The following is a 23,847-nucleotide window of genomic DNA, read 5'->3' on the forward strand; positions in this document are numbered from 1 at the left end:
GCCCGGCACGCTAGCCGGACGGCGTCCCTCCGTCACCGTCCGGCGCGCGGGACGCCGTGTCGTCGTCCGGCACGCGCCGCCCCTCGCCGCCGTCCGGGGCCCGCTGTGGGCCGGCGTCGTCCGGTGCCCGCAGTGCTCGGTCGCCTTCCTGTGTCCGCTGCGGGGTGTCACCGTTCGGTGTCTGCTGCGGGTTGTTGCCCCGCTCCAGGAAGTGCAGCAGCTCCACCGGGATGGGCAGCACCAGCGTGGAGTTCTTCTCGGCTGACACCGCCATCACCGTCTGGAGCAGCCGCAGTTGGAGCGCGGCCGGTGTGTCGGCCATCTGCTGGGCGGCCTCGGCGAGCTTCTTGGACGCCTGGAGTTCGGCGTCGGCGTTGATGATCCGGGCCCGGCGCTCCCGGTCCGCCTCGGCCTGGCGGGCCATGGACCGCTTCATCGTGTCGGGCAGGGAGACGTCCTTGATCTCGACCCGGTCGACCTGGATGCCCCAGCCGACGGCGGGGCTGTCGATCATCAGCTCCAGCCCCTGGTTGAGCTTCTCGCGATTGGACAGCAGGTCGTCCAGGTCGCTCTTGCCGATGATCGACCTGAGCGACGTCTGGGCCATCTGCGACACCGCGAACTTGTAGTCCTCGACCTTCACCAGGGCGCTCTCCGCGTCGACCACCCGGAAGTAGACGACCGCGTCCACCCGGACGGTGACGTTGTCGCGGGTGATGCCCTCCTGGGCCGGGATCGGCATCGTCACGATCTGCATGTTGACCTTCTGCAGCCGGTCCACGAAGGGGATGACCAGCGTGAACCCCGGCGCCCGTGCGTCACCGCTGACGCGCCCGAGCCGGAACAGCACACCGCGTTCGTACTGCTTGACCACCCGGGCCGCCATGGCCAGGTAGATCACTCCGGCGGAACCCGCCGCCGCGATGGCGCCCAGCAGCTCCTGGAGCATGGTGACCTCCTCACGGAGAGGTCTGCTTTTGTCCGCTGCTGTCACCATAGGCCCGTTGGGCCGCTCTGCAAGGGGGCCCGGCGGACCGGCGTACTCCGCGAGGACCGGGCCGGGATGCCGAGGGGCGTCGGCATCCCGGCCCGGGGTCAGGGACCCTCGTACGGCCCGGGCGGTGACCGGTCAGAGGGCCTGAGCCGCCGTGACCCGCACCGGTTCCGTCCCGGCCGCGCTGTGGCGCTCGGCCCAGTTCTCCAGGGCCGTACGACAGGCGTGGTCGAGGTGGTGCAGGCCGGTCAGGTCCAGGCGGACCGGGCGGTCCCGGGGGAGGGACTCCAGGCTGTCGAGGATCCTCGGCAGCCGCAGGAAGGTCGCGTTGCCCGACAGATGGGCGTCGACCGGGCCCGCGCCCTTGTCGACCACCTCCAGCTTCACGTGCGAGGCCTCCCAGGCCGTCTTGACCACCGCGAGCGCCAGGCCGATCAGCACGCCCTCGAACATGCTGACCGCCACGATCGAGACCGCCGTCACGCCCAGGACCAGGGCCTCGCCCCGGTGCTCGCGCCACAGCCCCGCGAGGGCCCGGACCGGCACCAGCTTGGCGCCCGAGTGGATCAGGACGGCGGCGAGCGCCGGGATCGGGATGTACGCCAGCACCCCGGGCAGCAGCGCGGCGAACAGCAGCAGCCACACGCCGTGCAGCACCCGGGAGGCCTTGGTGCGGGCGCCCGCCTGGACGTTGGCCGCGCTGCGCACGATCACCGCGGTCATCGGCAGCGCGCCGAGCAGCCCGCAGATCGCGTTGCCGGTGCCCTGGGCGACCAGTTCCTTGTCGTACGCGGTGCGCGGCCCGGAGTGCAGCCGGTCCACGGCCGCCGCGCTGAACAGCGACTCGGCGGACGCGATCAGCGTGAAGGCGACGACCGTGCCGAGCACTGCGACGCTCGCCAGCTCGCCGAAGGCGCTCAGCGGCGGCGGCTGGACGGCGTCCAGCAGCCCCCGCACCTCGACGGTGGCCACCGGCAGGTCCAGCGCGAACGCGGCCAGCATGGCGAGACCGACCGCGGCCAGTGGCGCGGGAACCGTGCGCACCTTCGCCGGGGCGTGCTTCCACAGCAGCAGGACCGTGACCGTACCCGCCGCGACGGCGAGCGAGGCCAGGGCCGTACCGTCGCCGAAGGCGGCCCGGAACGCCCCGGGCAGCCCGGCGATCTTGCCCGGACCGGAGTCCGGGGCCTTGGCCGCCAGCGCCGGATACAACTGCCCGGCGACCAGGACCAGCCCGATTCCGGCCAGCATGCCCTCGACGACGGAGACCGAGATGGCACGGAAGTAACGGCCCAGCCTCAGCAGGCCCATGGCGATCTGGATCGCTCCGGCGGTGAGCACGATCACGCCGAGCACCGGCAGGCCGTACGCCTTGACCGCCTCGAGGACGAGCACGGTCAGACCGGCGGCCGGCCCCGACACCTGGAGGCTGCTGCCGCGCATCAGCCCGGTGACGAGACCGCCCACGATGCCGGTGACCAGGCCGAGTTCGGCCGGGACACCGGAGGCGACGGCCACGCCGACGCACAGCGGCAGCGCGACCAGGAAGACGACGAGGGACGCGGCGAAGTCCTGCCGCGCATGAGGGAGTCGGGGTATTCGGGATTTCCGGGGTGTCCCGGATACGAGGGGGTTCTTGCCGGTCGTCGGCTTGTCGTCGGTCATCGGCGCGCTCACAGGGACTCGAAGGTGTCGGTCTGCGGGTGGTGCGCCCGGACGGAGCCCGTGTGCACCTCGTAGTACCAGGCGTGCAGGCCGAGTTGCCCCTGTGCCAGCTTCCGCGCGACGCAGGGGTACGAGCGCAGCCGCAGCAGCTGGGTCAGGGCGTGGGCCTGCACCCCCTTGGCGACCTCCGGGTCCTCGGCCTGGCCGGCCGGGCGCGGGGTGGCGGCGTGCGCCAGCCAGTCGCGCACGGCCGGTACGGCGGTGAGGTCGTCGCCGCGCACCAGCGCGCCGACGGCCCCGCAGTGCGAGTGGCCGCAGACGACGATGTCGCGGACGCCGAGCACCTCCACGGCGTACTCGATGGTGGCGGCCTCGCTGGTCGGGTGCTGTGAGGTGTGGGGCGGGACGATGTTGCCCGCGGTGCGCAGCTCGAAGAGCTGGCCGGGGCGGGCGCCCGTGATCAGGGCCGGGACGACCCGGGAGTCGGAGCAGGTGATGAAGAGCACCTGCGGGGACTGGCCTTCGGCGAGTCTGGCGAACTCCTCAGGGCGCTGTCCGAAGCTACGGGCGTTGTCGATGAGGGGCTGCATGTGTGTGGTTCCTCCTGGCGCGCCTGCACGGGCGCGTCGGTGTTGAACGGTGCTGGTGGGGGGAGCGGAAGAGCCCGGTGGGGCCGGGCCGGTGCCGACCGGCTGTCAGCTGGGGAAGACCTGAAGTGCCGCCGGGGTGTGGGGTCTTGAGGCCTTCGGGGCGCGCGGCCCGACGGTTCCGGGGATGCCCGGGGCGTCGGCGCCGGCGGCCCGGCCGGTTATGAGCGGGTGCTCCCGCGCGCACGCGGCGGAGCCCGCACCCTCGTGTGCCGCCGTGGCGGGGGAGGTGGTTCCGGGCTTGGCGTTGGCCTGCGTTTGACTGAGCGTGTGCGCGGATGCGAAGGATCCCGCGAGAGCGAAGAGCTGGAACGCGAGCAGCGCGGCGGCGAGGAGGGCGAACCGGATCCGGGCTGTCGTACCTCGGAACATGCGCCCCCCTTCCGTGAGATCACGCGTCTCGTGCGCACCAAACACTGGTCAATGATTGGTCAAGAAACACATTAACCCTGCAAAGTCCTTTGCAGGGTTAACAGCGCGTTACGGGCGCGAGAGAGCGTGAAAAGTGCCGGTCGGGTGGCTGGATCTGGCTCTTGACTACGGGGCGACGAGCCCCTTGGCGTCCCGGGCCAGTGCGGTGAGCCGGGATATCGCGCGGAAGTACTTCTTGCGGTAGCCGCCGTTCAGCATCTCCTCGCTGAACAGCCGGTCGAAGGGCAGCCCCGAGGCCAGTACCGGGACCTCGCGGTCGTAGAGCCGGTCCGCGAGCACCACGAGCCGCAGCGCCGTCGACTGGTCCGGCACCGGCTGCACGCCGGTCAGGCACACGGCCGTGACCCCGTCGGTCAGCGCGCCGTACCGGCTCGGGTGGACCTTCGCCAGGTGCTCCAGCAGATGCGGGAAGTCGTCCAGCGAGGCGGCCTCGGTGGCGTACGCCGCCTTCGCCACCTCTTCGTCGGAGAACGGCCGGGGGGCCTCGGGCAGACCGCGGTGCCGGTAGTCCTCGCCGTCGATGCGCAGGGCGCGGAAGTGGGCCGACAGCCCCTGTATCTCGCGCAGGAAGTCGGCCGCGGCGAACCGGCCCTCGCCCAGCTTGCCGGGCAGCGTGTTGGAGGTGGCGGCGAGTGCGACGCCCGCCTCGACCAGCTTGCCGAGCAGGGTCGACACCAGGACCGTGTCGCCCGGGTCGTCCAGCTCGAACTCGTCGATGCACAGCAGGCTGTGCCCGGACAGGGTCTGCACCGTCTGCTGGAAGCCGAGGGCGCCGACCAGGTTCGTCAGCTCCACGAAGGTGCCGAACGCCTTGCGGGCGGGCTCGGCCGGGGTGGCGTGCCACAGGGAGGCGAGCAGGTGGGTCTTGCCGACGCCGTAGCCGCCGTCCAGGTAGACCCCGCGCGGGCCGGCCGGGGCCTTGGGGCCCCTGGCCCGGCCGAAGCCGAAGAAGCCGCGCCTGCCGGCGCCGGAGGCGTGCGCCCCGCCCAGTCCGGCCGCGAAGCCCTCCAGGGCCGACACGGCCTCGGTCTGGCTCGGCTGGTTCGGGTCCGGGAGGTATGTCGAGAAGCGGACCGAGTCGAAGCGCGGGGGCGGCACCATCTCGGCGACGAGCCGGTCCGCGGGGACATGCGGCTCGCGGGCGCACAGGGAGAGGGGGCCCGCTTCGATCACGGGGCTGGAACCGGGGGCGGCGGTGGAGGACGACACGGTTACCCATGCTAAGCGCCGTGTCACACTGCACGACATGCGACGCCTGTTCCCTGTGACCGACGAAACAGCAGCCCAGGACCGTACGGCGGCGCTCGCCGACCGTGAGTGGAGCCTCGCCGAGCTGGCTGCCGCCTACGCGTACCCGGAGCCGGGGTCGGAGCCGGGGGAGCCGCGGCCGTGGCTGCGGGCCAACATGGTCTCCACCCTGGACGGCGCGGCCCAGCACGACGGGCGCTCGCAGCCCATCTCCTGCGCCGCCGACATGCGGATCTTCGGCACCCTGCGGGCGCTCGCGGACGTCGTGGTCGTGGGCGCGGAAACGGTACGTCAGGAGGCGTACCGCCCGGCACGCGCGCGTGCCGAGTTCGCCGCGGCCCGCGCGGCCGCCGGACAGGGCCCGGCGCCGGCGATCGCGGTCGTCACCGCGAGCCTGGACCTGGACCTCTCCCTCCCGCTGTTCACCTCGCCCCTGGTGCCCACCCTGATCCTGACCGGCGCCGCGGCCGCCCCGGACCGGGTCGCCGCCGCCGGGAAGGCCGGCGCGCGGGTGGTGGTCGCGGGCGACGGCGCGGGCATCGACCCGGCGCGCGCGGTGCGCGCCCTCGCCGGGCTCGGCCACACCCGGCTGCTCACCGAGGGCGGGCCCCGGCTGCTCGGCCAGTTCATCGCCGCGGGGGTGCTGGACGAGATGTGCCTGACCCTCTCGCCCATGCTCACCGCGGGCGAGGCGCAGCGCGTCGCCGGGGGACCGTCGGTCGCCGTGCCGCGCCGCTTCGCGCTCGTGTCCCTCCTCGAGGAGGCCGGATTCCTGTTCGGTCGCTACCGTCGGTCCTGAAATCAGCGGAATCTGCCGTTCCGTTTAGCTTTCGGAGGGCAGACTTAGACCGGCAGAACCCGTGGGAGCACGGGGCAGGATGGTTTCCGCAGCGGCCCTGCCGGGCCACGGAGGAGAAGAGGCGTTCGGTGTTCACAAGCGTTCTGATGATCGAGAAGGCCTTGACGTCCGCCGACGTGGAGTTCGTCACCACCTTGCACGGAGACGAGCCGGTCACCTTCCACGTACTCCTCCAGCCGCGCGGCGACCAGGCGGACCGCCTGCTGCGCGCCATCGACGACATCGCGCTCGGCGAACTCGACGAGGCGGTGCGGGAGCGGGACACCCCGGAGGGGACGGCGGCGCAGGGGGTGGGACAGCAGGCACTCGACGTCTCGGTGCAGGCGCTGCGTGCGGCGGGGAGCACGGCGGAGGGGCGGCTGGTCGAGGACCATCCGCTGGAGGCGCTGAAGGCCCTCGTGGCGGAGGCGTCGGCGGACGAGGTGATCGTGCTGACCGATCCGCACTACGTGGAGGAGTTCTTCCACCGGGACTGGGCGTCGCGGGCGCGGCACAAGGTGGGCGTGCCGGTGCTGAAGTTGTTCTCGCACAGCAAGGTGTGAGCCGAGTCTGCCGCCCCCTCGCCCCTTGCGAGGCGGGCCGCGCTCGAGCGCATAGGCTAGGCCCGCTCTAGTACGCACCGTCCTCTGGGGAGAACCACATGGCACCCGGCCTTCCTGCCGCCATGGACCGACCGCACTTCATCGGCATCGGCGGCGCCGGGATGTCGGGGATCGCCAGGATCCTCGCCCAGCGCGGGGCCGCGGTGGCCGGCAGCGACGCCAAGGAGTCGGCGACCGTCGAGGCGCTGCGGGCGGCCGGTGCCACCGTGCACATCGGGCACGCGGCCGGGCATCTCGCCGACGACGCGAGCTGTGTCGTCGTGTCCTCGGCGATCCGGGAGGACAACCCCGAGCTGGCCCGCGCCGCCGAGCTGGGCATCCCGGTGGTGCACCGCTCCGACGCGCTCGCCGCGCTGATGCAGGGGCTGCGCCCGATCGCCGTGGCGGGGACGCACGGCAAGACCACGACGACCTCGATGCTGGCCGTCTCGCTCACCGAGCTGGGCCTGAAGCCGTCGTACGCCATCGGCGGCGACCTGGACGCGCCCGGCTCCAACGCGCTGCACGGCACGGGCGACATCTTCGTCGCCGAGGCCGACGAGTCGGACCGCAGCTTCCACACGTACGCCCCCGAGGTCGCCATCGTCCTCAACGTCGAGCTGGACCACCACGCCAACTACGCCTCGATGGACGAGATCTACGAGTCCTTCGAGACCTTCGCCGGGAAGATCGTGCCCGGCGGCACGCTGGTGATCTCCGCCGACCACGACGGCGCGCGCGAGCTGACCCGGCGGCTGGCCGACTCCGTGCGGACCGTGACGTACGGCGAGGCCGAGGACGCCGACGTACGCGTGCTGTCGATCGTCCCGCAGGGGCTGACGAGCCGGGTCACCGCGGTGCTCGACGGGCAGGAGCTGACCTTCGCCGTCTCCGTGCCCGGCCGGCACTACGCCCTCAACGCCGTCGCCGCGCTCGCCGCCGGTGCCGCCCTCGGCATCCCCGCCGCGGAGCTGGCGCCCGCGCTCGCCGCCTACACCGGGGTCAAGCGGCGCCTCCAGCTCAAGGGCGAGGCGGCCGGCGTCCAGGTGATCGACTCCTACGCCCACCACCCGACCGAGATGACCGCCGACCTGGAGGCCATGCGTGCCGCCGCGGGCGACTCCCGGATCCTCGTCGTCTTCCAGCCGCACCTGTTCTCGCGCACCCAGGAACTCGGCAAGGAGATGGGCGACGCCCTGGCCCTCGCGGACGCGTCGGTCGTCCTCGACATCTACCCGGCCCGCGAGGACCCGGTCCCGGGCGTGACCAGCGAGCTGATCATCCAGGCCGCGCGTGCCGCCGGTGCCGACGTCACCGCGGTGCACGACAAGGCGGAGAGCCCCGCCGTGATCGCGGGAATGGCGAAGCCCGGTGATCTCGTTCTCACCATGGGCGCGGGCGACGTGACCGACCTGGGCCCGCTGATCCTGGACCGCCTGTCGCAGCAGTAGAGGGGCTGAGGCTCATGTCGTACGACGTCGAGAAGCCGGACGAGCAGTGGAAGGCGGAGCTGACACCGGCCGAGTACGCCGTGCTGCGCCAGGCCGCCACCGAACCGGCGTTCACCGGTGAGTACACGGACACCAAGACCCCGGGCGTCTACTCCTGCCGGGCCTGCGGGGCCGAACTGTTCACCTCGGACACGAAGTTCGAGTCGCACTGCGGCTGGCCGTCCTTCTTCGACCCGAAGGACACGGACGCCGTCGAGCTGATCGAGGACCGCTCGCACGGGATGGTCCGCACCGAGGTGCGCTGCGCGCGGTGCGGCTCGCACCTCGGGCACGTCTTCGCCGGTGAGGGCTACCCGACCCCGACGGACCAGCGGTACTGCATCAACTCCGTCTCGCTGCGCCTGGCTCCCGAGGAGAGCTGAGGACGGTCGGCCTCCGCCCGTGGCGGTCTCGTGGAGGACCGGCATGAAGCGGATCAACGGACGCGCCGAATCTGGCAAAAGGCGTGTCCGAAACGCTTCGGCCGATCGAAGATGAGCACCACCGGACATGGGGCGGGGGCCGAGAAGGGAGCCCCGCACGGGGCTGCCGGGACTGATGGGGCCGGTGGTGCGGATGCGGCGCATGAGGCCGATGCCCTGTTCGCTCCGGTTTGAGATTCTGTGAGGGTGTGGGGTGTGGCGCGCTGGATCCAGTCCCGTCGCAGGCCGTGGCCTGCCGACAGCGGCCACCGTCGCGCAGGCGCCGACGACCGGGAGCCGTCGGCACCCGCGCGCACCGCGACCGCCGCGCAGGCCGCCGACGTCGCCACGGCACGCGCGCGGCTCGCCCTCCTGAGCGACGCCCTGGCCGGCATCGGCAGCACCCTCGTCGAGTCCACCACCTGCGCCGAGCTGACCGAGGCCGCCGTACGGCTGGCCGGCGGGACCGCCGCCGTGCTGCGCCGGACCGGGAAGACGATCTCCGGGTACGAGGAGATCAACGGGGACGCCGACGTGCTCCCCGACGTCCGCTGGGCCACCGCGGTGGCCCGGGAAGCGGGCGCACCGGCGCTCGACGCGACGGCCGATCCCTGGCTGGAACACGCCGGCGGGCCCAGCACCCGGGCCGCCCTGTGCCTGACGCTGACCAGCGCGGACGATGTGTACGGCGTCCTGGTGTGGGCCCGCTCCGGGGAGCCGCTGCGTCCCCTGGAGGCCGAGCTGCTGAGCGTGCTCGCCGAGCGCGCCGCCTCCCACATCCGCCACGCCCGCGCCTACGAACACGTCAACCGCACCGCCGGCGACCTGCAACGTGCCCTGCTGGAAGAGCCCGGCCGCCCGCACCCCAACCTCGACGTCGCCATCCGCTACCTCCCGGCCGGCCGGCACGCGGTCGTCGGCGGCGACTGGTGCGAGACCGTGCGGCTGCACTTCGGGCGGACCCTGCTGGTCGTCGGCGACGTCATGGGGCACGGCCTGGAGGCCGCCGTCGACATGAACGCCTACCGCTCCTCGTTGCGCTACATCGCCTCCGCCGACCTGCCCCCGCACCGGGTGCTGCGGCAGATCGACGAGATCTCCTCCCGGGAGGCCGAACGCCGGCCCGCGACCTGTCTGCTGGCGGGCGTCGACCCCGGCCGCGGCCAGGTCACACTGGCCAGCGCCGGGCACCTGCCGCCGGTGCTCATCGACCCCGACGGCTCGGCCAGGCTGCTGACGGTGCCCGTGGGGCCGCCGCTGGGCACGGGGCTCGGCGGGTACGAGTCGGCCACGCATCCGCTGGCGCCGGGGCAGACCCTGGTGCTGTTCACCGACGGGCTGGTGGAGCGGCGGGGCGAGGACATCGACGAGTCGCTGGCGCGGCTGTCCGCCGTCCGCTTCCCCGCGGGGAACGGGCTGGACGACGTACTGGACACGATCCTCGAACGGCTGGACGCGCGGCACGCGGAGGACGACGTCGCCGCGTTGGCCGCGCGGCCGTACACCAGACACGCCGACGCGCCGTAGGGCCCTGCCCGTCGGCCTCGCGCGGACGGGCCCGCGCAGGTCCAGGTCACACAGGTGCGCCACCCGTACGGCCCCACCGGAGGTGCCCGCCCCACCGGGCACTTCGATACTCGGTTGAAAGCCGTCCGGCAGGTGAACGGCAGCATCCGCGGGCGAAGCCCGTCACCCAGGACCCGATCAAGGAGCTGCCGTCCGTGACGACCCTCCAGACCCGTCCCGCGCCCCCCACGGCGATCCGTCCCCGCGCCGTGGCCCGGACCGGGCTGTACGCCCTGCTGGCCGCCAACGCGGTCGTGGTCGCCCGGTTCTTCGTCGAGGCCGGCTTCGCCTCGAACACGCTGATCGTGCTCGGCCGCCTCTGCGGTCTGTACGGCGCCCTCCTCATGGCCTTCCAGCTGCTGCTGGTGGCCCGGCTGCCCTGGCTGGACCGCAGGATCGGCATGGACCGGCTGACCTCCTGGCACCGCCGGACCGGCTTCGGCGTCCTGTGGACCCTGCTCACGCACGTCGTGTTCATCACCTTCGGCTACGCCCAGGCGTCCTCGATGGACCCGGTGGACCAGCTCGTGAACCTCGCCGAGACCACCGAGGGCGTACTGCGGGCGATCGTCGCGCTGTCGCTGATCGTCGTGGTCGGCGCGGTCTCCGCCCGCTGGGCCCGGCGCCGACTCGCCTACGAGACCTGGCACTTCATCCACCTCTACACCTACGCCGCGGTGGTCCTCGCCTTCACCCACCAGGTCGCGGCCGGTACGACGTTCACCTCCTCGCCCGTCGCGCGGACGTACTGGTACACGCTGTGGGGCGGCGCCCTCGGATCGGTGGTCGCGGGCCGGATGGTGCTCCCGCTGTGGCGCAATCTGCGGCACCGGCTGCGCGTCGAGGCGGTCGTCCCCGAGTCCGACGACGTGGTCTCCGTCTACGTCACCGGCCGCGACCTGGAGCGGCTGCCCGCCCGGGCCGGTCAGTTCTTCCTGTGGCGCTTCCTCACCAGGGACCGCTGGTGGCAGGCCAACCCGTTCTCCCTGTCGGCCGCCCCCGACGGCCGCACCCTGCGCCTGACCGCCAAGGCGACCGGTGCCGGCAGCGCCGCCCTGCGCCATCTGAAGCCCGGCACCCGCGTCTTCGCCGAGGGCCCGTACGGCGCCTTCACCACGCTGCACCGCACCCGCCCGCAGTCCGTGCTGATCGCGGGCGGCGTCGGTGTCACCCCCATCCGGGCGCTGCTGGAGGAGTTGGAGGGCCACGCCGTGGTGATCTACCGGGTGGCCGCCGACCGGGACGCCGTCCTCCACGACGAGCTGCGCGACCTCGCCCTCGCCAAGGGCGCCGAGCTGCACCTGGTGACCGGTCCCGTCGTCCCCGACCGGCTCGCCCCGCGCGAACTGGCCCGGCTGGTCCCGGACATCGCCGACCGCGACGTCTTCCTGTGCGGGCCGCCCGGGATGATGACCGCCGTGCTGCGCAGCCTCGGGGACCTGGGCGTGCCCAGGAAGCAGATCCACTTCGAGCGTTTCAGTCTCGCGGGCTGAGAGAGGCGTCCCACCGTGAAGCGAGCCGTTCCCGTCCTCCTCCTGACCGTCGCGGGGCTGGTCCCGGTCTGGCGCTACCAGCCGTCGGCCGGGACCGCCGACGCCGCCCGGCCCGCGTCGACACCGTCCGCCGTGCCGTCGTCCCCTTCATCGGCTTCGTCCCCTTCGTCGTTGCGAGTCGTCCCCGGCACCGCGGTGGACACCGTGAAGGGCGTCTTCCAGGTGGAGGTGACCTTCCGCGGCGACCGGATCGCCGCCGTACGGATGCTGCAGGCGCCGCACCACCCGCAGACCAGGTGGGCCGTACCGGAGCTGGTCACGGAGACCCTGAAGGCGCAGAGCGCCCACATCGACTCGGTGTCCGGGGCCACGATCACGAGCCAGGGGTACAAGGAGTCCCTCCAGGCCGCCATCGACGCCAAGGCCTCCTGACGTGCGGCGTGTCGAACACGTCATGGGCTTCCCGGTGTCGCTGCGGATCGACGACGAGGGGGAGGTCCGAGACGAGGGGGCCGAGGGCGACGGGGGCGGCTTCCGCGCGGCCGCCGACGCCGTCTTCGCGTGGCTGCACGAGGCGGACGCCCGGTTCAGCCCGTTCCTGCCACAGAGCGAGGTGTCCCGGTACGGTCGGGGCGAGGTGGCGTACGGCGCGCTGAGCGCGGACCTCGCGGAGGTGCTCGGCCTGTGCGAGGAGTACCGGGCCGCGACCGGCGGCGCCTTCGACGTACGGCTGCCCGGGCGGGAGTTCGACCCCTGCGCGGTGGTCAAGGGCTGGTCGGTGCAGCGGGCGGCCGGGCTGCTGGCGGCGGCCGGCGCGCGCCGGTTCTGCCTCAACGCCGGGGGTGACGTGGTCGCCGCGGGCGGCCCGTGGCGGGTCGGGATACGGCATCCGGAACGGGCCGACCAGGTGTGCGCCGTGCTGACGGTCACCGACGCGGCGGTGGCCACTTCAGGGCGGTACGAGCGCGGCGACCACATCCTCGACGGCCGCACCGGGCGCCCCGTGACCGGACTGCTCAGCCTCACCGTGCTGGCCCCGACGCTGACCGAGGCGGACGCGACCGCCACGGCCGCCTTCGCGCTCGGCGCCGAGGGACCGGCCTGGGCCGCCGCGCGCCCGGGCTGCGAGGTGTTCGCGGTCGACGCCGGCCGGAGCGTGATCCGTACCCCCGGGCTGCCGCTGGCCTGACCGGCCACGCGCCCGCCAGAGTGCCGAAACACTCGCGGTCTAGACTCTCCCCGCAACGGCCTGCGCACCGACGACCTTGGCCGGAAACGGGCGGAAGCTGCCAAACCCGAAGGGTATTCGGCGTTTTGATACGGATAGATTCAGTCACGAAGCGGTATCCGGACGGCACGGTCGCGGTCGACCGGCTGTCGCTGGAGGTACCGGACCGCGCGATCACCGTCCTCGTCGGGCCCTCGGGCTGCGGCAAGACGACGACGCTGCGGATGATCAACCGCATGGTGGAGCCCACCGAGGGCGGCATCCTCCTCGACGGCACGGACATCCGGCAGCAACCGGTCAACACCCTGCGCCGGTCGATGGGTTACGTCATCCAGAACGCCGGGCTCTTCCAGCACCGCACCATCCTCGACAACATCGCCACCGTGCCCCGGCTGCTCGGCACGCCGAAGAAGCAGGCCCGGGCCCGCGCCGCCGAACTGATGGAGCGGGTCGGGCTCGACGCCGCGCTGGCCAGGCGGTATCCGTACCAGCTCTCCGGCGGTCAGCAGCAGCGTGTCGGCGTGGCCCGGGCGCTCGCCGCGGATCCGCCGGTGCTGCTGATGGACGAGCCGTTCTCCGCCGTCGACCCCGTGGTGCGCAAGGGACTCCAGGACGAACTGCTCCGCATCCAGGACGAGTTGGGCAAGACCATCGTCTTCGTCACGCACGACATCGACGAGGCGATCAAGCTGGGCACGATGGTCGCCGTGCTGCGCACCGGCGGCCGGCTCGCCCAGTTCGCCCCGCCCGCAGAGCTGCTCAGCGCGCCCGCCGACGCCTTCGTGGAGGACTTCCTCGGCGCCGACCGCGGCATCCGCCGGCTGTCCTTCTTCCCCTCCGCGGAGCTGGAGTTGGAGACCGAGCCGATCGTGGCCGCCGACGCCGACGCCGAGACGATCGCCGCACGCTCCGCCGCCCCCTACCTCCTCGTCACCGACGCGGACGGCAGGCCGCTCGGCTGGAGCGAGCCGGACCGGCTCACCGCCGGCGCCGTCGACACGGGTCAACTCCTCGACCACGGGCGCCCGTTCGTACCCGGCACCGACTCGCTGCGCACCGCGCTCGACGGCGCCGTGCTCTCGCCCACCGGCCGGGCCGTCGCGGTGGACGGCGAGGGCCGCGCCGTCGGCGTCGTCTCGCAGCAGGTCATCGGCGACGCCATCCGCGCCGCCCACAGCCGGGCGGCCGGCGCCGCGGACGCGGCCGGTGCCGCCGACGCCGAGGCCGTGCGGTGAACGGCTTCTTCGACCTGCCGAGCGACCTGCAGTACAGCTACCTCGGCCTCGTCGCCCTGCACCTGCGCGAAGGGCTGCTGCCGGTGCTCGCCGGGCTGGTCCTCGCGCTGCCGGTGGCCCAGCTGTGTGTCCGCTTCCGCTGGGTCTACCCGCCCGTCCTCGGCGTCACCACCGTGCTCTACTCCATCCCCTCGCTGGCCTTCTTCGTCGTCCTCATCGACTACGTCGGGCAGAGCGAGACCACGGTGATGATCCCGCTCGCGATCTACAGCCTGGTGGTGCTGGTCCCGGCGATCGTCGACGGCGTCCGCTCGGTGCCGCCCGAGACCCTCGCCGCCGCGCAGGCCATGGGCTTCGGGCCGGTGCGCCGCTATCTCCAGGTCCAACTGCCCATCGCCGTACCGGCGATCATCGCGGGCCTGCGGGTGGCGACCGTCTCCAGCCTCTCCCTGGTCAGCGTCGGCATGCTCATCGGCAACCAGGGCGCCCTCGGCAACATGCTCTACGCCGCCACCACGTACCACCGCCCCGCTCTGGCCGTGAACTCCGTACTGACCACCGCCGTGCTGGGCATCCTCGCCGACGCGGCACTCGTCCTCGTCCGCCGGCTGCTCACCCCCTGGATGCCGACGAAGGGTGCCGCCCGGTGAACGTCCTGAACTTCGCGCATGCCTTCTTCAGCGACAGCGCCCACTGGCACGGCTACGACGGCATTCCCACCCGGCTCACCGAGCACATCACGTACTCGCTGGAAGCACTGCTGTACGCCGCCCTGATCGGTCTGCCCATCGGCCTGGTCACCGGCCACTACGGCCGCGGCGGCAACGCCCTCGCGCTGCTCGCCACCGCCGGCCGGGCGCTGCCCAGCTTCGGTCTCCTCGTCCTGATGTTCATCTGGATCGGCTTCGGTCTGCTGCCGGTGATGATCCCGCTGGTCGTGCTCGCCGTACCGCCGATCCTGGTCACCACCTACGAGGCGATCCGCTCCGTCGACCCCTCGCCGGTGGACGCCGCGCGGGGCATGGGCATGCCCGAGGCGCGGGTGCTGTTCCAGGTGGAGGTGCCGGTCGCACTCCCGCTCATCCTGAGCGGCCTGCGCACGGCGGCCATCCAGATCGTCTCCACCGCCACCATCGCGGCCTACGTCAGCCTCGGCGGCCTCGGCCGCTACATCATCGACGGCCTCTACCAGAAGAACTACGAGAAGGTCGTCGGCGGCGCCACCCTGGTCGCCGCCCTCGCCCTCGTCACCCTGCTGGTGTTCTGGGCGCTGTCCCGGATCACGGTCTCGCCGGGGGTACGGCGCGGCGGCTGACCCCCGCTACAACTCGGTGCGGGCCAGCGCCAGTTCGAGTACGACGAGCAGCGCGTCCCGCACCGAGCCCCGGTCCCGGGCGTCGAACACCACGACCGGCACCCCGTCGGGGACGTCCAGCGCCCAGCGGACCTCGTCCAGGGTGTGCTCCACCCTGCCGTCGAAGGCGTTGACGGCGACGGCGAACGGGATGTCCCGGTGCTCGAAGTGGTCGACGGCCGCGTAGCAGTCGTCCAGGCGGCGGGTGTCGACGATGACGAGCCCGCCGACCGCACCCTCGACGATGTCGTCCCACATGAACCCGAACCGCTCCTGCCCGGGTGTGCCGAACAGATACAGCTTCAGCGTCGGGTCGATGGTCAGACACCCGAAGTCCATCGCCACCGTGGTCGTGGTCTTGCGCGGGGTGTGTGTGAGATCGTCCACGCCCGCCGCGACCTCGGTGATCGACGCCTCGGTGGTGAGCGGTTCGATCTCCGAGATGGAGCCGACCGCGGTGGTCTTGCCCACGCCGAAGCCGCCCGCGACCACCATCTTCACCGGCAGCGGCGGCCGTACGGCGGCGGGTGCGGCCGAGCCGCGCACGAGCGGTTCAGTCGGTGTCACTCGGTACCCCTCGGGAGTCGGGGACGGCCTTGAGGCCATCGATGAGCCTGCGCAGGACGGACGCGTCGCGCGAGGCGCCGGCGTCCGGCACGTACACCGCCAGCTGCCCCGCCTCGCGCAGGTCCTCGGCCAGCACGCGGACCACGTTGAGGTGCAGGCGCAGCCGGGCCGCGAGTTCCGCGAGGGACTGCGGCAGCCGGCAGGCGTCGACGATGTCGTACCGCTCGAAGGAGAGCCCGGCGAGCACCGCCAGGCCCTCGGCGGTGGCCACCACCTGGGTCTCCAGGGGCAGCGCCCGGCCGGAGCCGTCGTCCGCGACCCGGCCGGCGGTCACCAGGAACGGCCGTACGGCGGGGGCGGGGCCGACCGGGTCCGGGCCCGTCGCACCGTCCGCCATGACCATCTGCTCTCTCTCCGTGCGCGGACGCTCAGCGGGCGGACGCGGCGACGCTGTTCTTGAGCTCCAGCACCAGCTGCGGGCTGAGCGCGGCACCGGCGCGGTTGGCGAACAGGGTCATCTCGTAGGCGATGTTGCCGAGCTTGGCCTCCTTGTCGGTGACGACACCGAGCACGGCGCCGGAGCCGATCGCGGAGACGAGCACATGACCGCCCTCCAGATCGATGATGACCTTGTTCAGGCCGCCCAGACCGTAGTTGCCGGAGGCGCCTGCGGCCAGGCTGGTGATGCCCGACACGATCGCCGCGAGCCGCTCGGAGTCGGCGGGCTCGCGCAGCTCGGACACCGCGATCAGCAGGCCGTCGGAGGACACGGCGATCGCGTCCACGACACCGGCGGTCTCGGTGGCGAAGCGGTTCAGCAGCCAGGTGAAGTCGGCCGCGGCCGCCTGGAGATCGGCCGGCGCGGCGTCGCCCGCCGGGGTGTCACCTGTCGACGTGCTCAACTGTCGGCTCCTTCGGGGAGGTGGATCTGGTCGTGCGGTGCGGTGGCGTGGGCTGCGGGTACGACGTTGTCGACGGAGGTGTCGGCGCCGTGCGCGGGGGCTTCGGCCGTGGCGCTGCGGGGGTGGGTGACGTCGTCGGCGGGGTGCTCGGTGGGATGCGTGCGGCCGGGCGTGCCGTCGGCGGTGCGCCCGGCCGGGGGGTGCGGATCGGCGGGAGTGCCGTGGGCGTGTGCGGATTCTTCGGCCGGGGAGCCGAGGGTGCGCGCCGGGTGCTCGGCCGGGGCGTCGACGGCGTGCACGCGACTCGCGGCGTTTGCCTCGGCGGCGCCGGTCTGTCCCTCCGCGTCGGCGTGCACCGGGGCTTCGGCCGGCCCTCTCGTGTCGGTGAGCGCCCCGGTGCCGGCGTGCGACCTCGTGTCGGCCTGTGCCTCCGTGCCGACGCGCGCCCCCGTGTCCGGAGGTGTCCCGGTGCCGGCGGGGCGCTGGGCGTCCGGGCGTCGGTGGTTGCCGGTGTCGCTGTCGCGGTGGGCGCGTTCGACGGCGGCCTCGAACTCCTCCAGTGCGTCGCGTTCGGCCTCGGCGTCGCGGGGGCGGGCCGGCCGGGGGAGCGACTGGGCGGCACCCGCGGTGGTGTGCAGCGTGGCGCCGCGGACCCGGCGACGCAGGGGCCGGGAGCCGGCGGGAGCCCGCTCCGGGGAGGGCTCCGGCTCGCGGCGGGGGAGCCGGCGCGGCAGCGGGTCGGTGCCGTCGGCGGCGTTCCGGGACCCGGCGGAGGAGGGTTCCTGCGCGGACTCGGTGGGCCGGACGGTGCTCTTGGACCGCTCCGGACCCGACACCGCCCCGGCGGGCGTCGGCCGCACCGTGACCGCCCCGGCCACCGGGCTCGCCGGCCGCAGCAGCGAGGTCGGCAGGGTGACCTCGGCCGTCACCCCGCCGCCCGGCGTCCGGGTCAGTTCGACCGCGATCTCCCAGCGGCGGGCCAGCGCGCCCACCACGAACAGGCCGAGCACCTTCGTCGGCACCAGGTCCAGGCGTTCGCGGCGGATCAGCCGGGCGTTCTCCTCGGCCAGCCGCTCGGTGCTCATGCCGAGGCCGTGGTCGGTGATCACCACGTGTGTGCCCTCGGCGCCGGTGCGCACGGTCACCTCGACCGGGCTGCCCTCGGGCGAGAACGACACGGCGTTCTCCAGGAGTTCGGCCAGCATCAGCGTGAGGTCGCCGATGACGTCCGGCTCGGCCAGGGCGTCCGACGCGGCGTACAGCCGTACCCGCTGATAGCCCTCGATCTGCCCGAGCGCGGCCCGGACGACGTTGGACAGCGCCGTCGGCTCCCCGTCCAGCCCGCCCTCGCGGATGCCCGCCAGCAGCATCAGGCTGTCGGCGTTGCGGCGCAGTCGTACGGCGATGTGGTCGATGGAGTACAGCCGCTCCAGCAGCGCCGGATCCGTCTCGCCGCGCTCCACGGCGTCGATCAGGGCGAGTTGACGTATCGTCAGGTTGCTGACGCGCCGGCCCACGTTGCCGAACATCTCGGCGGTGTTGCGGCGGCTGAGCACCTGCCGCTCCAGCAGCGCGCCGGCGGTGGTCTGCACCCGGTTGAACGCCTCGGCGAGCTCACCGATCTCGTCGCGCGCGGTGACCGGCATGTCCCGCAGCCGGGGCGGCCCGTCGTCCTCGGCGTCGTCGTCGGCGACCCGGGCCAGCTCGCGCCCGGCCACCTCGGCGACCTCCTGCGCGGCCCCGGTCAGCGCCTGCACGGGCCGGATCACCGAGCGGCGCACCAGCACCGCGAAGGCGATCCACAGCGCGAACATGAGCAGCGCCCCGCTCAGCAGCAGCCCGGCGCGCCACCGCGCGGAACCGGCCGAGTGCTCCGCGCCGGCGGCGATCTGGTCGATCAGCGAGGTGGTGATCGTCAGCCGGGCGTCGGCCTGCTGGGAAAAGTCCGGGTAGCCGGCCAGCGCGTCCTGCACCGCCTGCCGGATCTCGTCCTTGCCGTTCGCCTGGAGCTGACCCACGTCCACCTGCAACTCGGCGAAGGACTGGGCGATGTTGCGCTGCTCCGGAGTGTGCTCCATGCCCGCGAGCCCCTCGGCCTGGGCCTCGGTGGCGAACCGGGCGAAGCGGTCGGCCTGGTGGTTGTAGAGGTCGTAGGCACCGACCGCGTTGGTGAACTCGATCAGCGCGTTGGTGTCGCCCGTCTTCGCCGCGAACACGTTGGTCTCGAAGGCGCCGTGGGCGGCGTCCGCGCGCAGCAGGGAGTCCAGCAGGTTGCCCGTGAAGGTGTCGGCGAGGTCCGCGTTCCGGTCCAGACCGAGACCGTCGATCACGCTCTGGGCGGCGTGGGCGTAGGCCGGGTCGACGTTGTCGGCGGGCATGTACGACCCCTCGACCGAGAGGCGCAGGCTGGACAGGCCGTCGACCTCGCGCAGCGCCTGCGCCTCACCGGCGGGCAGCCGGTCCCCGAAGACCGCGCGGACCTTGGCCACCTGGGTGTCGACCGCGTTCTGGGCCTCGTCGTAGGCGGACGTCGAGGACTGGGTGTACCCGGCCTCGTAGTTCACCGAGAGCAGGATGGCCTGCTGGTGCTCGGCCTCGATACGGTCCACGAGCTGTGCCACCTGGACGCTGTCGCGCACCAGCCGGGCCGCCGAGGAGGAGCTGTTCCACTGCAGCACCAGGTCGGTGAAGACGTACGACAGCAGGACGGCGATCACGGCCAGCGGGATGCCGACCAGGAGGTTGAGCTTGCGGCGGAAGGGCCAGCGGTCGGCGGCGTCGCGCATCCTGCCCCGCGCCGGGGCGTGCCGGGCGGGCGCGTCCACCTCGTCCGTGGACACACGGGCCTCCTTCTGGGGTGCTCTCCGACGCCGAAGCGGGCCCCGTGCACTGCCGTGGCCGGATTTCAACTGCCCCAGAGATTACAGTCTTCCCGAAAGAACAATCGGCGCAGATCGCATCACGAATCCATGACGAAGACAGCGCTCTCTGTGCACAACTGACCGCAAATCGAGGCCAATCGGTGATCTGTTGCGCTTGACTGACCGAGAACCGGCTGGATTGGATCAGTGGGTGACTTCCACACAGCGCATCAGCAGGTCCATCCGAAGGAACCGGGGCGCGGCGGCCGTCGCCCTCGTGGCGGCGACGGCTCTGCTGGCGGGCTGTTCCTCCAAGAGCGGCTCCTCGGGCGGCAACCCCCTGACGGACGACGGCAAGGCGAGCGGCGACACCGTCGTCGTCGGCTCCAACAACTTCCCCGAGAGCACCCTGATCGCCGACATCTACGGCGAAGCGCTCAAGGCCAAGGGCGTCAAGGTCACGTACAAGCCGAACATCGGCAGCCGCGAGACCACCTACGGGCTGATCAAGAGCGGCTCCATCAAGCTGCTGCCCGAGTACAACGGCGCGCTGCTCGCCTATCTCGACCCGAAGGCGAATCCGGCGACGGCCGACGCCACCACCACGGCCATCGAGGCCAAGCTGGACTCCAAGCTGACGCTGCTGAAGCCGGCGGCGGCGCAGTCCAAGGACTCGGTCACGCTCAACGCGGCCACCGCGAAGAAGTACGGCCTGACCGGGAAGTCCACCATCGCCGACCTGAAGGACGTCGCGAAGGACCTGGTCCTCGGGGCCTCGCCGGAGTTCCAGACCCGGCAGCAGGGCCTGGTGGGCCTGAAGTCCGTCTACGGCCTCGACTTCAAGTCCTTCCGGGCGCTGGACGCGGGCGGCCCGCTCACCCAGGCCGCGTTGAAGAAGGACGCCGTGCAGGCGGCCGACATCTTCACCACGGACCCGACCATCACCAAGGAGAAGTTCGTCGTCCTCCAGGACCCGAAGAACCTCTTCGGCTTCGAGAACGTCCAGCCGCTCGTGCGCAAGGGCGCCCTGTCCCAGAAGGGCGTCGACGCGCTGAACGCGGTCTCGGCCAAGCTCGACACCGCGACCCTGCTGGACCTGGACACCCAGGTGCAGGCCCAGAACAAGGACCCGCTGGACGTCGCCCAGACCTGGCTGAAGTCCGCGGGCCTGGTCTGACGCCGCCGAGGGGTCCCGGCGCGGGGGACCCTCATCGCGTCGACTCCCTCCTCCGCCCCGCTCGGGTCGGCCGGCCCGCGCCGCTCGTCACGGCCGGCCTGATCCGAACGACCGCCCCTGGGCGCAGGCGGAGGGCGGGGGCGCGGCCGACGGTGCCGAGCGTGCCCCCGTCCGCGTCCGGCCGGCGTGGACGCCCCGGCCGGCAGGGTTCAGAGGTCGAACTCGTGCGGCGGCAGGTCCAGCGTGAAGCAGGCCTCGCGCACCACGGCCTGCTCGGTCTTGTCGAAGTCGCCGTCCGCGCCGCCGATCACGATGCCGATCTGGATGACGGCCCGCGCCTCGGCCGGCTTCTTCTTCGCCTTGGCGATCTCCTGGAGGACGCTCACCTTGCCGAAGGCGAAGTCGGTCGTCAGCTTGTTCAGGTTCTCCTCGAAACGGCGGCGCAGGTCGTCCGCCGGGAAGTTCTGCAACACCTCGTTCGTCGCGATGAGCTGGGCCACCCGCTGCCGCTCCGACGGGTCGACGGTCCCGTCGGCGGCGGCCACGAGCGCGCACATCGCCATGCTCGCGTCCCGGAACGCACCGCTCTTCAGGTCGTTCTTCTTCGCCACCAGCTGGGTCTGCATCGTCGACGCGGACTCCTTGATGCGGTCCCACAGGGCCATGCGCACTCCTCGTGTCAAAAAGGCCGGACGCTCCCCACAGCGCACCGGCGGCAACTTCTACAACACCGTAGAAACTCATGGCACCGCCGGGAAGTTCCCGCCCGCCTAGACTGAGTCCCCGTACCCGTGATCCCCGTACCCGAAATCCCGTACCCGGACGGAACCCCGTCGCGGTGCGGACGACGCAGCGGAATGCAGAGGAAGGCGACAGTGGCGACAGCGCCCGGCACCGGCCGTCAGGACCCCTCCGCCGAGGTGCTCACCGAGGCGGCCGCCGCCTTCGGGCTGCTCGCCTCGCCCGCCCGGCTGCACATCGTGTGGGCGCTGACCCACGGCGAGAGCGATGTCACCGGGCTCGCCGAACGGGTCGGCGGCGCACTGCCGGCCGTCAGTCAGCACCTGACCAAGCTCAAGCTGGCCGGCCTCGTCCGCTCCCGCCGCGAGGGCCGCCGGCAGGTGTACTTCGTCGACACCGCGGGTCAGGCCGCCGTCGTGGAGGTCGTACGGCTCCTCGTCGACAGCCTCGCCGCGGGGGACACCGCCGCCGAGGCCCCGGCCCGTCGCCTGCGCGGTCTCTGATCCAGGTTGTACAGTTGCGCAATATGGCAACTGTTCATGAGAGGGAGGGGCGGACATGCTCCGCAACGGACTCGAGCCCTGGCATCTGCTGATCGTCGCGGTCGTCTTCATCGTTCTCTTCGGCGCGCGCAAGCTCCCCGACACCGCGCGGGCGCTGGGCAAGTCGATGCGCATCCTCAAGAGCGAGGCGAAGGCGATGAAGGAGGAGGGCGCGGCGTCCACCGCCGCCGCGGACACGCCGGTGGTGCAGCCGACGGAGGTCCTGACGTCGAGCGACGTCCGCGCGGCGGCGAGCAAGGCCACGGCCACGGCGCCCGGCGCGGGTGCCGCGGCGGCCCACTGAGCGACGCCGCCCGCCTCCCGGAAGGGGACGCGCACTCCCTCGGACCGGCGCAGGGCGCGTCCCCTTCCCGGCCGGGAGCCGGCCGCTCGGGGGCCGGCTCCCGGAACCCCGGGCCCTGCCCGAGGCCGGTCCTCAGGCCGGCCCCTCCGCTCCGTCCGCCCCCGCGGGTGCCGCGACGGCGGACCGCGGCTGCTTGCGCCGCTTGCGGCGGCTGACACGCGGCTCCTGGTCGGGCAGCCAGCCGAAGGCGAGGCAGCAGCCCGTGGCGCCGAGCAGGAGGCCGAGGAAGAAGCCTCCCAGGTTGGACGTGAGCCAGGTACCCAGGGAGACCAGGATGCCGGTGATGGAGTAGAAGAGGCGCTGCGAGGGGTTGAAGAGGATCAGCAGGCCCAGCAGTGCCATCAGCGTCGGCAGCAGGTAGCCGGCCAGGCCCTGCATGCCGATGTGCATCACGACCTTCAGCGAGGCCTTCTCGGTGAGCAGGATCCAGCCGCCGCCCAGGGCGAGCAGCAGCCCGCCCCAGAACGGCCGGCGGGCCCGCCAGCCACGGAAGGCCGCCCTCGCGCCCTGACGTGGTGCGTCCGGCACGGCGATCAGCAACCCTTGCTGCTGAAACCGAGCTTGAGACCGGGCAGCTTGAACACACCGGCCGTCGTCGCGTAGTTGGTCTGCCGCAGATGGGCGATGTGCACGGTGTCGGCCTGCTGGCTGAAGACCCCGATCGGACCCTTCACGCCCGCCTTGCTCAGCGTGCTCGCGTCGTTGCCGATCTCGATGTTGTTGAACGCCGCGTCGCCCGACAGCTGGGTCGAGTCCGTGGTGAGGTCGCTCGCGGACACCGGCGTGTCGCCGCCGCCCGCCCTGATCAGCAGGTTGGTGCCGCCGAGGTCGACGCTCTGGCACAGCTTGGTGAGCGTGGCGTTCTTGATCGCCGAGGTGACGATCAGCTCCTGCCCGCCGCTGTTTCCGGCGTTCGGGCTGCCGTCGGCCATGGTGTCGAGCCCGCCGAACTGCTCGAACCCGGTGCCGGTGAGGTCGGTCGCGGTGACCGTGAACGGCATGCCGGAGATCGCGAACTGCACACCGAGGGCGCCCTGCGCGGTGAGGACGGCGAGACCGGCGGCGACGAGGGTGGCGGGCACCGCCATCACCGCGGCCCGGCGTGCGCGGACCCGGCCTCGTCTCTCACCACCGGCGGCGGCCTGGGCGGTCTGTGGCGCTTCGGACGGTGAACCGTTTCCCGGGTTCTCGGGGGTGTTGCCGTCGGACGGGACGTCCGGGGACGAGGCCATGTCTGCTCCCATGGGCATGGATCCACTGCGGGTCGGGCCGGCCCCTGCCGTCGGACCCCCGCCTGCCCCACCCTTCGGGCGGACGGCGGTAGTTCGATGACGAGGCCTGGGTGGCGCGGTGTCCTGGCGCGGACAGCGACCGCCGCGCACGCCTCCTCGCACTCCCGGCGGGCAAGGGCTTTCTCGTTACGCGGCAGTAGCCTCCGAGGAAGTTACTGCCGGTTACTTTGAAGGGTCAAGGGAGATG

Annotated in this window: 26 protein-coding genes; 14 read left to right on the plus strand and 12 right to left on the minus strand. The window is 72.5% G+C overall.

Annotated elements, in window-relative coordinates; all coding sequences use genetic code 11:
* Positions 1-10: 10 nt before the first annotated feature.
* The 5 genes from BIV23_RS09300 to zapE form a co-directional block, all read right to left on the minus strand.
* Entirely contained in the window at positions 11-949 is a 939-nt protein-coding gene (locus BIV23_RS09300) for a slipin family protein (protein ID WP_079173044.1), read from the minus strand.
* Positions 950-1,129: 180 nt separating this feature from the next.
* Complete coding sequence (locus BIV23_RS09305; protein WP_071380297.1) at positions 1,130-2,659, minus strand: SulP family inorganic anion transporter; 1,530 nt, start codon at positions 2,657-2,659, stop codon at positions 1,130-1,132.
* Positions 2,660-2,667: 8 nt separating this feature from the next.
* Positions 2,668-3,249 (minus strand): carbonic anhydrase, encoded by a 582-nt coding sequence (locus BIV23_RS09310; protein WP_071380298.1) that lies wholly within the window; start codon positions 3,247-3,249, stop codon positions 2,668-2,670.
* Positions 3,250-3,354: 105 nt separating this feature from the next.
* On the minus strand, positions 3,355-3,678 hold the full coding sequence (locus BIV23_RS09315; RefSeq protein WP_071380299.1) for a hypothetical protein: 324 nt from the start codon (positions 3,676-3,678) through the stop codon (positions 3,355-3,357).
* 165 nt (positions 3,679-3,843) lie between these two features.
* A complete protein-coding gene (gene zapE / locus BIV23_RS09320) occupies positions 3,844-4,947 on the minus strand; it encodes a cell division protein ZapE (protein WP_071380300.1) in 1,104 nt (367 codons plus the stop codon).
* Between the two features lie 37 nt (positions 4,948-4,984).
* Between zapE and BIV23_RS09325 the strand changes: the two genes are divergently transcribed.
* From BIV23_RS09325 to BIV23_RS09375, 11 genes are all read left to right on the plus strand, one after another.
* The gene (locus BIV23_RS09325; protein WP_071380301.1) at positions 4,985-5,785 is read left to right on the plus strand and encodes a dihydrofolate reductase family protein; all 801 of its coding nucleotides are present in this window, start codon (positions 4,985-4,987) and stop codon (positions 5,783-5,785) included.
* Between the two features lie 128 nt (positions 5,786-5,913).
* Entirely contained in the window at positions 5,914-6,387 is a 474-nt protein-coding gene (locus BIV23_RS09330; RefSeq protein WP_107471121.1) for an indole-3-glycerol phosphate synthase, read from the plus strand.
* 98 nt (positions 6,388-6,485) lie between these two features.
* Positions 6,486-7,877 carry a UDP-N-acetylmuramate--L-alanine ligase gene (murC, locus tag BIV23_RS09335; RefSeq protein ID WP_071380303.1) on the plus strand — a complete coding sequence of 464 codons (1,392 nt, stop codon included), beginning with the start codon at positions 6,486-6,488 and terminating at the stop codon, positions 7,875-7,877.
* Between the two features lie 14 nt (positions 7,878-7,891).
* Entirely contained in the window at positions 7,892-8,299 is a 408-nt protein-coding gene (gene msrB, locus BIV23_RS09340; protein WP_071380304.1) for a peptide-methionine (R)-S-oxide reductase MsrB, read from the plus strand.
* 255 nt (positions 8,300-8,554) lie between these two features.
* Complete coding sequence (locus tag BIV23_RS09345) at positions 8,555-9,865, plus strand: PP2C family protein-serine/threonine phosphatase (RefSeq protein WP_245790466.1); 1,311 nt, start codon at positions 8,555-8,557, stop codon at positions 9,863-9,865.
* A gap of 194 nt (positions 9,866-10,059) precedes the next feature.
* A complete protein-coding gene (locus tag BIV23_RS09350; protein WP_071380305.1) occupies positions 10,060-11,397 on the plus strand; it encodes a ferredoxin reductase family protein in 1,338 nt (445 codons plus the stop codon).
* A 15-nt stretch (positions 11,398-11,412) separates the two neighbouring features.
* Positions 11,413-11,829 carry an FMN-binding protein gene (locus BIV23_RS09355; RefSeq protein ID WP_071380306.1) on the plus strand — a complete coding sequence of 139 codons (417 nt, stop codon included), beginning with the start codon at positions 11,413-11,415 and terminating at the stop codon, positions 11,827-11,829.
* A gap of 1 nt (position 11,830) precedes the next feature.
* Positions 11,831-12,586: an FAD:protein FMN transferase gene (locus BIV23_RS09360; RefSeq protein ID WP_071380307.1), complete on the plus strand. Its 756-nt coding sequence runs from the start codon at positions 11,831-11,833 to the stop codon at positions 12,584-12,586.
* A gap of 125 nt (positions 12,587-12,711) precedes the next feature.
* A complete protein-coding gene (locus tag BIV23_RS09365; protein WP_071380308.1) occupies positions 12,712-13,860 on the plus strand; it encodes an ABC transporter ATP-binding protein in 1,149 nt (382 codons plus the stop codon).
* Positions 13,857-14,510 (plus strand): ABC transporter permease, encoded by a 654-nt coding sequence (locus BIV23_RS09370; RefSeq protein WP_071380309.1) that lies wholly within the window; start codon positions 13,857-13,859, stop codon positions 14,508-14,510. Before BIV23_RS09365 ends, BIV23_RS09370 begins: the two co-directional genes overlap by 4 nt.
* Positions 14,507-15,175, plus strand: a complete 669-nt coding sequence (locus tag BIV23_RS09375; protein WP_071380310.1) for an ABC transporter permease — start codon at positions 14,507-14,509, stop codon at positions 15,173-15,175. The genes BIV23_RS09370 and BIV23_RS09375 overlap by 4 nt, the downstream gene beginning before the upstream one ends.
* A 6-nt stretch (positions 15,176-15,181) precedes the next feature.
* Here BIV23_RS09375 and BIV23_RS09380 read toward each other — a convergent pair whose 3' ends face one another.
* The 4 genes from BIV23_RS09380 to BIV23_RS09395 are packed head-to-tail and all read right to left on the minus strand — an operon-like array spanning position 15,182 to position 19,523.
* Complete coding sequence (locus tag BIV23_RS09380) at positions 15,182-15,781, minus strand: GTP-binding protein (RefSeq protein ID WP_071380311.1); 600 nt, start codon at positions 15,779-15,781, stop codon at positions 15,182-15,184.
* Positions 15,768-16,178, minus strand: a complete 411-nt coding sequence (locus BIV23_RS09385) for a DUF742 domain-containing protein (RefSeq protein ID WP_071380395.1) — start codon at positions 16,176-16,178, stop codon at positions 15,768-15,770. Before BIV23_RS09385 ends, BIV23_RS09380 begins: the two co-directional genes overlap by 14 nt.
* 31 nt (positions 16,179-16,209) lie before the next feature.
* Complete coding sequence (locus BIV23_RS09390) at positions 16,210-16,683, minus strand: roadblock/LC7 domain-containing protein (RefSeq protein ID WP_071380312.1); 474 nt, start codon at positions 16,681-16,683, stop codon at positions 16,210-16,212.
* Complete coding sequence (locus BIV23_RS09395) at positions 16,680-19,523, minus strand: sensor histidine kinase (RefSeq protein WP_071380313.1); 2,844 nt, start codon at positions 19,521-19,523, stop codon at positions 16,680-16,682. The genes BIV23_RS09390 and BIV23_RS09395 overlap by 4 nt, the downstream gene beginning before the upstream one ends.
* A 232-nt stretch (positions 19,524-19,755) precedes the next feature.
* Between BIV23_RS09395 and BIV23_RS09400 the strand changes: the two genes are divergently transcribed.
* The gene (locus BIV23_RS09400; protein ID WP_071380314.1) at positions 19,756-20,721 is read left to right on the plus strand and encodes an ABC transporter substrate-binding protein; all 966 of its coding nucleotides are present in this window, start codon (positions 19,756-19,758) and stop codon (positions 20,719-20,721) included.
* Positions 20,722-20,930: 209 nt separating this feature from the next.
* Here BIV23_RS09400 and BIV23_RS09405 read toward each other — a convergent pair whose 3' ends face one another.
* Positions 20,931-21,386 carry a tellurite resistance TerB family protein gene (locus BIV23_RS09405; protein WP_071373507.1) on the minus strand — a complete coding sequence of 152 codons (456 nt, stop codon included), beginning with the start codon at positions 21,384-21,386 and terminating at the stop codon, positions 20,931-20,933.
* 192 nt (positions 21,387-21,578) lie between these two features.
* On the opposite strand from BIV23_RS09405, the gene BIV23_RS09410 reads away from it, so the two are divergent.
* Together BIV23_RS09410 and tatA are read left to right on the plus strand one after the other, a co-directional pair.
* Positions 21,579-21,965 carry an ArsR/SmtB family transcription factor gene (locus BIV23_RS09410; RefSeq protein ID WP_425443471.1) on the plus strand — a complete coding sequence of 129 codons (387 nt, stop codon included), beginning with the start codon at positions 21,579-21,581 and terminating at the stop codon, positions 21,963-21,965.
* 55 nt (positions 21,966-22,020) lie between these two features.
* Positions 22,021-22,308: a Sec-independent protein translocase subunit TatA gene (tatA, locus tag BIV23_RS09415; RefSeq protein ID WP_071380316.1), complete on the plus strand. Its 288-nt coding sequence runs from the start codon at positions 22,021-22,023 to the stop codon at positions 22,306-22,308.
* 132 nt (positions 22,309-22,440) lie between these two features.
* On the opposite strand, the gene BIV23_RS09420 is transcribed toward tatA, so the two are convergent.
* Positions 22,441-22,908, minus strand: coding sequence for a DUF6114 domain-containing protein (locus BIV23_RS09420; protein ID WP_071380317.1), 468 nt, complete (start codon positions 22,906-22,908; stop codon positions 22,441-22,443).
* Positions 22,902-23,600 (minus strand): DUF6230 family protein, encoded by a 699-nt coding sequence (locus BIV23_RS09425; protein WP_071380318.1) that lies wholly within the window; start codon positions 23,598-23,600, stop codon positions 22,902-22,904. The genes BIV23_RS09420 and BIV23_RS09425 overlap by 7 nt, the downstream gene beginning before the upstream one ends.
* Between the last annotated feature and the right edge of the window lie 247 nt (positions 23,601-23,847).

The organism is Streptomyces monashensis (genome assembly GCF_001866665.1).
Lineage (GTDB): Bacteria > Actinomycetota > Actinomycetes > Streptomycetales > Streptomycetaceae > Streptomyces > Streptomyces monashensis.